Origin of the sequence: Serpentinicella alkaliphila (genome assembly GCF_018141405.1) — a bacterium.
GTDB lineage: Bacteria > Bacillota > Clostridia > Peptostreptococcales > Natronincolaceae > Serpentinicella > Serpentinicella alkaliphila.
Genome location: NZ_CP058648.1, coordinates 3,151,582 through 3,164,914 on the forward strand (window position 1 = coordinate 3,151,582; position 13,333 = coordinate 3,164,914).

Annotated in this window: 13 protein-coding genes; 2 read left to right on the forward strand and 11 right to left on the reverse strand. The window is 30.9% G+C overall.

Annotated elements, in window-relative coordinates; all coding sequences use genetic code 11:
- Positions 1 to 264: 264 nt before the first annotated feature.
- From pstB to HZR23_RS16120, 6 genes are all read right to left on the reverse strand, one after another.
- Positions 265 to 1,071: a phosphate ABC transporter ATP-binding protein PstB gene (pstB, locus tag HZR23_RS16095; RefSeq protein ID WP_132847686.1), complete on the reverse strand. Its 807-nt coding sequence runs from the start codon at positions 1,069 to 1,071 to the stop codon at positions 265 to 267.
- Between the two features lie 2 nt (positions 1,072 to 1,073).
- Positions 1,074 to 2,015 carry a phosphate ABC transporter permease PstA gene (gene pstA, locus HZR23_RS16100; RefSeq protein WP_132847687.1) on the reverse strand — a complete coding sequence of 314 codons (942 nt, stop codon included), beginning with the start codon at positions 2,013 to 2,015 and terminating at the stop codon, positions 1,074 to 1,076.
- The gene (locus HZR23_RS16105) at positions 2,008 to 2,250 is read right to left on the reverse strand and encodes a hypothetical protein (RefSeq protein ID WP_132847688.1); all 243 of its coding nucleotides are present in this window, start codon (positions 2,248 to 2,250) and stop codon (positions 2,008 to 2,010) included. Before HZR23_RS16105 ends, pstA begins: the two co-directional genes overlap by 8 nt.
- 77 nt (positions 2,251 to 2,327) lie before the next feature.
- Positions 2,328 to 2,981: a PstC family ABC transporter permease gene (locus HZR23_RS16110; RefSeq protein ID WP_132847689.1), complete on the reverse strand. Its 654-nt coding sequence runs from the start codon at positions 2,979 to 2,981 to the stop codon at positions 2,328 to 2,330.
- Positions 2,982 to 3,147: 166 nt separating this feature from the next.
- A complete protein-coding gene (locus HZR23_RS16115) occupies positions 3,148 to 3,678 on the reverse strand; it encodes a phosphate ABC transporter substrate-binding protein (RefSeq protein WP_132847690.1) in 531 nt (176 codons plus the stop codon).
- Positions 3,635 to 3,859, reverse strand: coding sequence for a hypothetical protein (locus HZR23_RS16120; protein ID WP_132847691.1), 225 nt, complete (start codon positions 3,857 to 3,859; stop codon positions 3,635 to 3,637). Before HZR23_RS16120 ends, HZR23_RS16115 begins: the two co-directional genes overlap by 44 nt.
- A gap of 159 nt (positions 3,860 to 4,018) precedes the next feature.
- Between HZR23_RS16120 and HZR23_RS16125 the strand changes: the two genes are divergently transcribed.
- Positions 4,019 to 4,540: a DUF6512 family protein gene (locus HZR23_RS16125; RefSeq protein ID WP_132847692.1), complete on the forward strand. Its 522-nt coding sequence runs from the start codon at positions 4,019 to 4,021 to the stop codon at positions 4,538 to 4,540.
- A 166-nt stretch (positions 4,541 to 4,706) separates the two neighbouring features.
- Here HZR23_RS16125 and HZR23_RS17660 read toward each other — a convergent pair whose 3' ends face one another.
- Entirely contained in the window at positions 4,707 to 4,832 is a 126-nt protein-coding gene (locus HZR23_RS17660; RefSeq protein ID WP_283669813.1) for a hypothetical protein, read from the reverse strand.
- Here HZR23_RS17660 and HZR23_RS16130 point away from each other — a divergent pair.
- Complete coding sequence (locus HZR23_RS16130; RefSeq protein ID WP_165913618.1) at positions 4,816 to 6,132, forward strand: M48 family metallopeptidase; 1,317 nt, start codon at positions 4,816 to 4,818, stop codon at positions 6,130 to 6,132. The two genes, HZR23_RS17660 and HZR23_RS16130, sit on opposite strands and share 17 nt — an antisense overlap.
- 74 nt (positions 6,133 to 6,206) lie before the next feature.
- Here HZR23_RS16130 and HZR23_RS16135 read toward each other — a convergent pair whose 3' ends face one another.
- From HZR23_RS16135 to HZR23_RS16150, 4 genes are all read right to left on the reverse strand, one after another.
- Complete coding sequence (locus HZR23_RS16135) at positions 6,207 to 7,193, reverse strand: D-cysteine desulfhydrase family protein (RefSeq protein WP_132847694.1); 987 nt, start codon at positions 7,191 to 7,193, stop codon at positions 6,207 to 6,209.
- 188 nt (positions 7,194 to 7,381) lie between these two features.
- Positions 7,382 to 9,214 (reverse strand): WG repeat-containing protein, encoded by a 1,833-nt coding sequence (locus HZR23_RS16140; protein WP_132847695.1) that lies wholly within the window; start codon positions 9,212 to 9,214, stop codon positions 7,382 to 7,384.
- Positions 9,215 to 9,359: 145 nt separating this feature from the next.
- The gene (locus HZR23_RS16145; RefSeq protein WP_132847735.1) at positions 9,360 to 10,484 is read right to left on the reverse strand and encodes an amidohydrolase; all 1,125 of its coding nucleotides are present in this window, start codon (positions 10,482 to 10,484) and stop codon (positions 9,360 to 9,362) included.
- Between the two features lie 184 nt (positions 10,485 to 10,668).
- Positions 10,669 to 13,272: a RyR domain-containing protein gene (locus HZR23_RS16150; protein ID WP_132847696.1), complete on the reverse strand. Its 2,604-nt coding sequence runs from the start codon at positions 13,270 to 13,272 to the stop codon at positions 10,669 to 10,671.
- Between the last annotated feature and the right edge of the window lie 61 nt (positions 13,273 to 13,333).

The window sequence follows — 13,333 nt, forward strand, 5'->3', positions numbered from 1 at the left end:
TCATTAATATATTAACACAAATTTCCTCTAATAATAAAAAATAATTCATAAAATAATTAATTTTCCAAGTTTATATTATATTAAACCATATAATTATTATTTCATTTTTAATACAAATTATCATACAGTCACTTTATTTAGATTTTTTTAGTGAATGTCAAAATTTAAGCTTCAATTTTATTACTGCTATACTATTTAGTTTTTTTGTGAAATAAAAAAAAAGACAAACTACTAAAGCTTGTCTTAAGAAAAGAATAGCATAAATTAAATTATTCCTTTTAAATAGTTAGATAAAATTTGTGAATTTGGTGTTGTAAAAATTTTTTCGCTTGCTCCTTGCTCTACTACCTCTCCCTTATAGAAAAAAGCAACATCATCTGCGATTCTTCTTGCTTGCTCCATATTATGTGTAACAATTACTACAGTGTATTTTTCCTTTAGTTGTACAAGTAGTTCCTCTATTTTAAGAGTTGCTATAGGGTCAAGTGATGAACATGGTTCGTCAAATAAAATAACCTTTGGCTCTATTGTAAGAGCCCTAGCAATACACAATCTTTGCTGCTGACCACCTGAAATTTTTAATGCCGATTTATGTAATCTATCTTTTACTTCATCGTAAAGCGCAGCGTCTTTTAATTTTTCAATTATTATCTCATTAATCCTCTTCTTTTCAATATTTGAAAAGTTCTCAACTATAGGTAGCTTTAAATTGTCATATATAGACATCGGAAAGGCATTCGGGTCTTGAAAAACCATGCCTATTTTCCGTCTAATTTCTAAGGTATCCAAATCACTATCAGTTACCTCTATATTATCCATTTTTATTATACCAGAACATCTATACCCATTAATTACATCATTCATTCTATTAATTGAACGTAGCAATGTAGTTTTTCCACATCCAGAAGGTCCAATAAAAGCTGTAATGGCATTTCTTTTAATATTCATATTTACATCTGATAATGCATTATTATTACCATACCATGCATTAAAATCTTTAATAGATATTACTATATCTTCTATGTTTGAATCTATATCCTTTTCTTGAAGACTAATTGCTTCTTCTGCCATATCTATTCCTCCATCACAGACTTATTTCTAGATCCAACAAAAATAGTTATTGCATTTAAGATTATTATTATGGTTATTAAAACAACTGAAGCTCCAAAGGCTAGCTCTGGCATATCTCCTTCACCTGCAGGAGAATTATAGTAAATATAAGTAGTTAATGTAGATCCAGTATTTTTTAATGTACTCATCCAGTTTTGTGGTTGATACCATGGTTGGTTTCCTGTCATCCTCAGAGTTCCCCCTAGAAGTAACCAAACTATAGCGGTATCACCAATCATCCTACCCATACCCAAAATAACAGAAGTTACTATTCCATTACTAGCACTCGGTAATACAACGTTCACAATTGTATCCCATTTTGAAACCCCTAAAGCCAAGGAAGCTTCTCTATATGATTTCGGAACTGATTTGATAGCTTCCTCGCATGTTTTTATTACAAAAGGTAATATCATAATTGCCATAGCAAAGCTACATACTAAAAATGATTTACCAAAGGCTCTCGTTACACCTTCGACACCTTCTACCATTGAACTTAAAAATCCTAACTGAGGCCTAGTAAATATTGCTACTCCAAAAATTGCAATTACAATAGTAGGTATTCCGGCTAAAATATCAATTGACGTTCTAAAAAAATTGTTCACTAAATTATCCATCGCATATTCTGAAAGATAAATTGCTGTAGATAAAGCCCAGGGTAAAGCTATAATTATTCTGAGTATTGTAATTATAAATGTTCCTACAATTGGAGTTAGAATACCTCCTGCTTTGCTAATGTCTACTGCTGTTGCCCCTGGATCTGTTGTTAAAAACTGTAGATTAATTACACTGTATCCATTGATAAATAGAAAAACAATAATTCCTATGCATCCAGCAACAGTTATTAATGAAGATCCCAAAGCAAAATATTGTTGGATGTAGTCAAAAACCCTTCTCCTATTAGACAAGTCCCTGCCTCCTTTTTACAATTCTCTCGATAACTTTTGCTGAAATACTTAGTATAGATGTTGTAATTAATAATAAAACCCCACAGCCAAATAAAGCTGATTCTATGCTCTGTACCGCAATAGCTTCTGATTTATTTACTATAGCAGATGCTAAAGGTAAAACGTGTGTTAAGAAAAATACGCTTCCATGTAAAGGATTAGGTAATACACCTAAACTACCAGCAACCATGAACATAGCAATTGCTTCTCCAATGGCCCTTCTTGTTCCTAGAATTACACCAGCAATAATACCTGATTTTGCAGAAGGTGATACTACTTAACTATTGTACGCCATTTCGATAGCCCTAGGGCTAAGGAAGCCTCTCTATATTTATGAGGAACTGCTTTAATTGCATCAGCCGAAAGTGCGGTTATTATCGGTATAATCATAAATGTTAGTACTATTATTCCAGCTAACATACTTCGTCCAGTTAGTTGAAAATATTCTAAATATTCAATTTGCATTTGAACATTCATAAATTTCTCTCTTGCAAAAGGTACTACAACTATTAATCCAACTAATCCAAATATAATAGATGGTATACCTGCTAATAGTCTAACAATAGATAGAATCATCTTTTTAATAGAACCATTAGACATCTCACTAATAACAATTGCTGTTCCAACTCCCATAGGTACTGATATAAGTAAGGCACCTAAAGTTGTGGTTATTGAACCTACTAAAAGACTAAGTGCCCCAAATTCCCACACAGGCTCACTAGATAATGCATTAAATGCATTTACTATTTGTGTATCAAAGCCAGTTTTAGTTACAAATCCTAAACCATTTACTAAAAAAACCTTTGATGCCTTCTGTAAAATAAATATAAATATAAAAATTACCATTGCTGCGCTAAATAAAGTAAAGAGAAAAATAAGCTTTTCAAAGACAAGTTCTCTTATTTTATCTAACTTTAATGTATTCAAATTTTCTTTATACTTGAATGGTTGTTGAATATCATAACTATGTATTTTTCCAAATCTTCACCCCACAATTATATGAAACCACCATGGACATCAATCTTTTATATAAATTACATATATCCATGGTGGGTAGTTTTTTGTATTTTAGTACTATTTATTTATCAATGAATTATGGTAAGCTTATAAAATCTTCACTATCAATTATTTTTTTACCTGTAGGAGAAGTGAAGAAATCTATTAATTTAGCTGTTACACCACTCGGTCTTCCTTTTGTACAGATTACTAGAGGTTGTACAATTGGATATTTTTTGTTTAATGCATTTTCCACTGTTGCCTCAATACCATTTACAGTAAGAGTATTAATGCTGTTATCAACATGACCGAATGATAAGAAACCAATAGCGTTTACTTCCTTAGCTACTGCTTGCTTCACAGCTGGGTTAGAAGTGTGTGGTGTTGCTGTGGCAATAACTTGTTGACCTTTTTGAATTTTATCAAGAGCAAGCTCAACAAATGCTCCTAATGTTCCTGAACCTGATTCTCTTGTTTGAACAAAGATCGGCGCATTGTTTCCACCTACTTCACTCCAATTATTTACTTTACCTGTGAATATATCAAATATCTGTTGTTGAGTTAGGTTTTTAACTGGGTTGTTTTTATGTACAACGATTGCAATACCATCTTTGCCTATTACCAGAATTTAATTTCATTAAATGATCTGCCGAAGCTTGTGATATAGGTTGTAGTGTTGTTGAACCACCAATTTTAACTGTACCATTCATATCTGTAAAGTAATTAACTTCTACGGAACGAGTACTTTCCTTCCAATCTACCTTTGCCCCAACCGCCTCAGCAATTAAAAATTTACCACCAATGTACATATTAAACTAATAATTTTTCTATGAAAGAATGAATAATATGAATTAACACCTAATCCTTTAATTAGAAATTAATAAGAATTATTTATATCAATATTTGTTTAATAGAAATAGTTTCGGTTAAATATATATTTATACATTAATCTACTGGGGAGTGATAATTTGATTATAATAAGAAATTTTGAAATTGCAGGTATTTTTATAATTTTCATAATGAGTTTTTTATTACATGAATTGTACGACATGACAGGCCAAAATATTATAGTTGGTGTTTTTGCACCCATCAATGAAAGTATTTGGGAGCATATGAAGATGGGATTTTTTGCAGTTATTTTCTATAGTATGATTGAGTATTACTTTATACGAGGAATTTCCAATAACTTTTTTTTAGCAAAAGGGATACTAGTTATACTGCTTCCAGCTATGATAGCTATAGGTCATATAGTATATACGACTATTTTGGGAAGACATATAGTATTGATAGATATTATTAATTTATTTATATGGATAGGGATTGGTCAATTAATAAGCTATAAAATACTAACACTTGAAAAGAATTATTTAACATTAAATAAAACATGTCTAGTATTTATTATATTTATGATGCTTGCATATATTGTTTTTACTTTTGTACAACCAAATCTAAGTATTTTTCAAGAACCTAAAACTAGTATTGAAAAATAATAGCTAATAATTACCGATAGTTAATATGCCCTTCTCGATGTTATTATTATTTAAGTTAAATTTATATTACAAATATTAATTTAAATTGTAACAACTAATATTTCCTAAGGAAGGTGCAAATGAGCTCAAATTTTAAATTAAATTTAGTTAACAAATCAGAAAGGATTTATTTTTTTCTTTCCCTATTAATAAGTATTATTTTATACATCTTTGTTTTCACTTCAATAAATGCTTTTATTATACTTTTTTTAATTACTCTATTGTCAGCATTATATATGGCTAATATACGCATTAATGGGGTACGCATTAGTAGTCATCAATTTCCTGCGGTATATGAAAAAACAAAAGAACTATGTGAATTAATGGAAATAAAAAAGATACCTGATATATTTGTAATCCAGTCAGGTGGAGTATTAAATGCATTCGCAACTCGTTTTTTTGGTAAAAATATGGTTGTGCTGTACTCTGAAATTTTTGATCTAATTGACTCTTCAGATGAAAATGTTTTATCATTTATTCTTACCCATGAGCTAGCACATATTAAAAGAAATCACATTACTAAACAAGCATTAATACTACCTGCAATGTGGGTTCCTTTTCTAGGAAAAGCATATTCTAGAGCCTGTGAATATACTTGTGACCGTATGGCTGCCCACTACATCAATGACCCTGAGGCAGCTATGGAAGGGCTAACAATGCTAGCCATTGGGAAGACCTTGTTTAAACAAGTTAATAGAGAAGAGTATTTACATCAAAGTAGCAACGAAAAGGGGCTATTTACATTTTTTGCAGAAAAGCTTTCTACACACCCAACATTGCCAAAGAGGATTAATAAAATCGAGCTATTCTTTAATGGTTCATCAAAAACAGTATTCAAGACTACTCCTAAAGTAGTTATTTCTATTGTTTTACTGTCTATATTAATGTCTACACTAGGTGGAGTAGGTTTCTACTATGCTGATGAAATAAAAGAAAGCATAAATACGTTTTTTCCAAACTTCTATTCTAACGACGATTTTATAATTTTAATTGAAGCTGTTGTTGCAGGGGATACAGATGAAGTTAAATCTATTTTAGAATCAAGAATTAATCCTGACATCGTAGATTCAGAAGGCTGGACACCACTTATGTGGGCAACTCAGCTTAATGATTTAGATATGATAAATCTATTTATTGAATATGGGGCTGATCCAAATAAAATAGACTACTATTATGAGGAAACTGCTTTAATAATTGCTCTTACTAATGATTATGTTGAAGCTATAGCAGCTTTACTTGAAGCTGGTGCAGATCCAAATCTTTCTGATTCATATGGTTGGACTCCTTTAATGAGTGCAGTTTCAAACGATAATTCTAAAAATATAAGAATTTTATTAGAAGCTGGAGCTGACCCTAATGTATCAAATATCTATGGCTATACCCCTTTAATGAGTGCATCTTCAAAAGGTAATTTAGAAGCTGCTAGAGAGTTATTGGAATTTGGTGCTATAACAGATATTAGAGATGATGATAAATTCACAGCATTTTTATATGCAAAAAAATCAAAACACAATGACATAGCGGATCTAATAAAGATGTATGAAAAAAACTAAATTCAAATAATTTAATTCTTGAATAAAAACCCGTACTCAAAAATGTACGGGTTTTAATACCAATATTTTTATATTTAGGTAAACAAATTACTCTTCGGAAACACACCAAATAAACCACCTGTATGTATAAATAATATATTTTTATATTCATTCATATTTCCCTTTTTTATTTCATTTACTAACCCATACATTGCTTTGCCAGTATAAACAGGGTCTAAAACAATGCCCTCAAGTTTTGCCAGATAGCTAATAAATTCAAGCTCTTCATTTCTACTTTCTGCATAGCCTAGTCCTACATAACCATCAATTATTTTTATGTCATCATTTGAGTATTCAACTCGACTATTAATATATGGAAAACTCTCTTCTAATATATTTGAAATCTGTTTCTTAAAATATTCAGCATTACTAGATACATTAATTCCTAAGATTGCAGACTCTCTGCCCAGTAGTCTATTAGCTAAGAATAGACCACTATAAGTTCCCCCCGAACCGACAGAAATAGCAATTGCATCAAACTTAATACCTAAATGTTCCTCCTGCTTTTGTATTTCCTCCAAGGCAGTATAGTATCCAAAGGAGCCTATACCCATTGAACCACCTTCGGGTATAATATAGGGGTTATATCCCTTCGCCTCTAACTCTGTTTTTATGTCTTTCATAATTTCCATTCTTTTATTTTGGTAGTCATCCCCGGTAATAAGTTTGAACTTTGCTCCTAATAATTTGCTAAGAAAATAATTACCTTCTAACGCCTCTTCCTCATGACCTTTTAGCACTAAAAATGATCCTAATCCTAATTTAGCTGCTATAGCAGCGGTTGCCCTAGCATGATTAGATTGAATACCGCCACATGTTATCAAATAGTCACAACTTTGATCTATTGCTTCTTGGACTATATACTCTAATTTTCTAACTTTATTCCCTGATACCTCTGAGCCTGTCTGGTCATCTCTTTTAATAAATATTTTTGGTCCATCTAATTCTTTAGTAAGTCTGCTTAGATAGTCTATTCTTGTAGGTAAATTAGCTAAGTTAATTCTTGGTGGTTTTTTAATCAATCCAATTCCCCCTAATAGTTTATTAGCTTTCCTAAATAGGCGTTTATACAAATTTTCATTTAATACTTATTAATTAAATTTCTGTATCTAGTATTATAATTCCTTTTTTATTTATTCATTAAAAAGAAAAGCTCTACCACTTTTAAAATAAGAGTGTGAGCTTTTATTCCTAACGTATATATATTATATTAATCTATAAGTCTCCACAGTTCTCCTTCAATATTAATAATGTCTTCTATTTCCTTATATGGAATTGTAAAGGAAGGCATTCCTATAGCATAAGGTCCAATTTCATATGCTTGAAAACGAATCTCTAAGCCTTTTTTAGTTAGGAGAAAAAATTGTTCATCCGAAATTTTAGGTTCTGAATCATCAAAGTATATATGGTCTTTTTTGTTTTGTTCTTGCATCTGACGCTTTATCATTTTCTCTAATCTTGCCTTATAGTTAATATTACTCTTAAACAATGAATCTAAGGTATAAATAGTCCCTGTTTCTAAATTCATTGGAAAACTCCTTATCCATCGTATTCCATGAGCTCCACCAATTCCATAATAGTATCCATTTTCTATAATTGTAATAAGCTTTTTAAACTCATTTACTTCAAATCGCTTCTCAATTAATTCATAGTAGTCAATCTCATTATTATCATGCCCTTCCTTGCTAATTACAAAAATATTTTTCAATTTTTTACTTATCTGGCTTTCACGTACATTATCTAAAAGACCTGTTACTTTTGGATAGTATGTTAATTCATATCTATTAGGGCGATATTTTTCTTTTGTTATATAGGCTCCATTTGTTAAAGTATATTTATATTCGGAATTCCAGATCGTTTCACCTTCATTAGACAAATATATTAATTCATCATCTAATGATATCTTAAACACATCATTATAGGCTATAATATCTCCTATCCCTGAAAGCTTTGCAAATTTTTTAACTTCCTTATATTTATTGTCAACAATATACGTAAACACTCCATCTGAAATGTATTTTAAATTTTCTGTAATATTTCCAAATTTAAAATACTTATAATCGCTCAGTAACTTTCCATTTTTATTCATAATGGCCTTTGGTATAAACTCATCCCAAATATAAAATATATAATTTTTAGATTCACTTACAGCATATAAATCATCACTAATTTTTTGTATATTACCATACATAGGTTTGATAATATACTTTCCATTTTTATTTATTAGGCCACTTAAATAACTTTCTGAACCACTGAAAATAGTTACCTGTGCAACTCCATTTTCAAAAGGCCTAGCATCAACAAACTCTGCATCGGTTATCTTTTTCCCTTCTAAAGTCATATAGCCTTCATTATGAGTATTACTATCCCTATAAATCAATATCTCTTCGCTAATTTCACCAATTATATCTTCATCTATTTTACTTAGAAGATTACCTTTATTATCGATTATAGCAAAAGAATTAGCATCTACTTTTACTAATGCTTTTCCATTATTAAAACTCGTTACACTTAAATATTGTGGAGCTATAGCTACTTTTCCAAGTATATCAACATATCCATACCTCATGTTTTCCCAATTTTCTGAGTCTGAGAATAGGGCAAGACCCTCACTAAAAGCTCCTATAACACCTTTGTTTTCTAATATTATTTTCCCTTCTTTATTAATAAAGACATAGGAATTTTCTTTATTTTGAGCTACTATAGTTCCCTCATAAATATCTACAATGTAGTTATACAACGGCTTTACTATATAATCTCCGTATATATCTATAACCCCATATTTATCATTATTCCAAATAATTGCCATTTCATCTCTGTTAAAATCTCCTACACCATCAAAATGGGGCTTTATAACAAACTCACCACTTTTGTTAATAAACCCCCACTTTTTTATATCTTTTTCATATACAAATGCAGGATATAAATTTGTTTTTTCATTATTTATTTCCTCTACATTATTAGATGTATTTTGTCTAAAGCTACAGCCACCTAATTGAAGCATTAAACTAATAATTACTAAAATAATATAAAACCTTCTCATAATATACCTTCTTTACTAATAAATTTTCTATACCAAATACCTAACAAATTCTATGTTCTGTTTTTTACATATATGCTTTATATTATATTTCTAATTGACGAAAAAAAGAATAGCCGCATATTAAATATGCGACTATAATGGGTTACTATCGTTTATATACAATTTTACCATTTATTAATGTTATCACTACTTTTGAATTAATATCAAAGGGTTTACCACTATAAACAACTATATCCGCATCATAACCCTCCTGAAGTTTACCTATTCGTTCATTACATCTCAGTATTTCTGCTGGACTCGTTGTAAGACATTTAATAGCGTCTAATTGACTTAAGCCCTCGGAAATTGCAAATATTGCAGTTATTCGAAGTTGGTCAATCAAATTATATGGGTGATCAGTAATTAGAGCTACTTTAATTCCAGATTCAATTAACTCTAGTGCACAATTATAGTCTCTATTTTTTAATTCAATTTTTGACCTAGGTGAAATCATTGGTCCATAGGCTACTGGAATATTTTTTTCAGCTAAATAATCCTTTACTAAATTAGCCTCAGTACCATGTTCTATAACCATTTTTGTAATTCCAAACTCATCAGCAATTCTACATGCCGTAACAATATCATCTGCTCTATGGGCATGTACTCTTAGTGATATTTCTCCTTTTAGAAGTGCAACTACTGCTTCTAGTTTAATATCTCTCTCTTTAATTTTTTTTTGTTCCTTAAGTTTTATATAATCCTGAGCCTTCATAAATAGTTCTCTAATAAGTGCAACAGTACCCATTCTTGTAATTGGAGCTTTATTCATTTTTCCATATGTGCTCATTGGGTTCTCCCCAAGTGAAATTTTTAAACCTACTGGATCTTTAATTACCATTTTATCAATAATTTTTCCATAAGTTTTGACTGCTGTGCTTAAACCACCAACTGCATTGTTACTTCCAGGTCCAGTCATGACAGTTGTAACTCCAGATTTTATCGCATCATAAAATGCTAAATCAAAAGGATTGATCGCATCTATACCTCTCATATGTGGAGTTACTGGATCTGATGTTTCATTATTATTAACTCCTATCTTTCCTACTGCCTCCTCTATAATACCAACATGTGTGTGACAATCAATTAAACCTTGCATAACATACTGCTCCTGGACATCAATTACATCCGTATTACAAGCATCATAATCTAATATTTCTGAAATTTTATCAATCTTTCCATCTTTAACTAATATGTCTTTTTTTTCTATATTTTGATTGGTTATATTGATCATTAAACAATTTTTTAATAAGAGCAGTTTCACATTCTTCACCTCAAAAGTTAGTTAATCCTTTAATATTATGTACATAGAAAAATGGTACATACATATTAATTGATATATTCTAACATAACAATTAACAAATAAAAAAGATTGCAATAAGTGATTTACTCATTACAATCTTCCATTTGAATCTGTATTAGATTATACCCTGTTCTATACTTTTATGCTCACATTGACAGGTAAATTTTAATTGCTCTATATTAAAATTTGAGTTTGCAAGAATTTCTGGCCAAATCTTAATAACCTCATATACTTTATTTTTTTTCTCTTCAGGAAGCATATCCCATGTTACAAATGCTGGGTCAGTTTTATCCTTATAGCTTTTTACTTCACCATAACTCCAACCGGCATCTTTTCTATGTAAATACCATCTAGTATGCTCGTATTCAGCTAAGCTCTCTAATTCCACTTGGGTAAATTCTTTAACTTGGGGTTTGTCTTTAACGGAGGTTATATCGTAATTAATTCTTAATAGTGCCTCTGGAATATGTTTAACCTCATCACGATTACAATCCTTAAGATCCTCGCTTAACTCATGCCAAGGTTTAATAAAGTTTTCATCGTAATCTATGTTGTCTTTGTTAAGAGACCTATATTTATCATGAATAGCTATCGCAATACTTTCTATCTTTTCGCTATAGAATGCATCATGCATCATATGTCTTAAAAATTGCTCTTCATCCACATGTAACTTAAGTTGTTCCCTTGCAGGTAGTAAGGATTGCTCCCACTTCCTAGCTTGAGTTAGCATACTCATTTCTAAAATGGCTTCCATAGATCTAGACTCATGTTTATATCTTGGGACCTTAAGTAAAGCCCGTAATACTCCATTATCAATTTGCGCTTCTCCATGTTCATTTATTAAATGAGGTACTTTTCTTTCTAATAAAGACCTTAATAACATGGCTCTTCTTATAATATATAGTTGATCACCCATCGTATCATCCGTTGGATTAACACCTAATATATTTACATAACCTCTAAGACGACTTACGAAATCTGGACCCTTAGCAGTTTTGAAATAAGAATTAAATTGTTTTTGATCATTTTCATCTAAAATACCTTTTCCACAAAATTCTTTAAAGGTGCTACTGGTACCGCCAGCAAAAACTAGAATTACTTTTCCGATTGAGTGTGTAGCCTCACCTTCTCTAAATACACCATCTTGCATAGGAGCTAAAAAGTATTTTAACCAACCTAATTTACCATCAAAGGAGGAATCAAATTCATCTAAAATTACTAGAGGTATTCTACCCTTTAAAGAATAGTCCCTAACCCTATGGAAGGCATTTATTAAATCCGAAGGAGAGCGGAATTGTGATAAATTATAGTCTAATTTTTTAATTAATTTTGGGGCAATACTTGAGGCTATTTCCGTTACTCCAAATGACTTTCCTGAACCTGGAGTACCAAATACTGCAATCGATAAAGGTCTAACTGTATTTTTTGTAGATATGTATTCCCATATTAAGTTTTTGATAGATCTGTAGCTCTCTATTTCAATTCTGTCTACGGTTTTTAAGTTTCCAAACTGAGCAATTGGTATGAAATTCAGAACCTTTTCTTCACCATTTTTAACTATATCATAGGCTATTCCAGCTAAATTCGTAGAGCTTTTATCTTTCAGTATATACCAACAGGAAGGACAGTTTATATTAGTAGAACATGGTATTCTTACATCCTGCACATGTTTCTTCTTAATTATGTTAGATTTATCCTCTATAAAAACAGCGGGATTTGGGAAAGGAGTCTCCTCCACATTTTTTCCAAAGCCTTCAATAAAATATTTATGTGCATTTACCATACCCTGACGTATACCATCATTAATGGATATAGCTAAAAGCTCTTTTTTTGCATTATCTACTACAATACTTTGAGCAAGTCCTGCAACAAAGGATGAAGTAAGTCCATACATTCTACCTTGATTTTCATTTACTAGGCCACCCTCAAACTCGTAAGGAAGAAAATATAAGCGGGACTCAGTAATTCTATCATTTCTATAATAGATAGCCCCTTCAAGTCCAAATGGAACTACAAGATGGTGACATTTTGCTAGAAAGGCTAAATTAGGATTATTCTCAATTTGCCATAAAAAATTTTGAGCTGTTTTTTCCCATGAAAGACTTTTACTTATATTTACACCTTTTGATCGTAGATCATCAGCATTTATAATAACTATAGTATTTTCTAAATGATTACTTTCTAGATGCTTCCATAGATTACTAGATCCGTTAGGGTTATTAAGCTTGTATAAAACTATTGGGGCTTTTCCTAATGTTTTAATTGCCAAAGGCCAATACTCCACATTTAGATTAAAGCCGTTGTTTTCATCGTCTATAATAACAAGATCAGCATTTTCATCATCCTTAATAATTGGAAGGAGCTTTGAGTTTGAAGCAGTAGGCCCAGTAAATCCTAGAAAACGACTTACTCTATATACCTTTTCTTTGCTTCTACCATCAGTATACTTACTAAAAAGGCTAAGTTCAGCAGTGGATCTAAGAAATTCCCTAGATAAAGTCTGTTCAATGTCATCAATTTTTGGAGAAAGGACACAGGCTCCAGTTGATAAGGACACTAGTTCAGAAAGTAGTAAAGACTCCCCTGGTTTTAAGATGCTATGCATATTTAAATGTGTTTGCCAATTAAAACCTTCACTGTTCTGTGGATATGTTATCCATTGAAGTGAATTAATACAAATATCCCCTGTTACTACAATTTTGATATCTTTGCTATCCATATCAGCACCTCCTATTTATGTATATTTAACTGATTTTAATGTAAAGTTTATGGAATGTCAA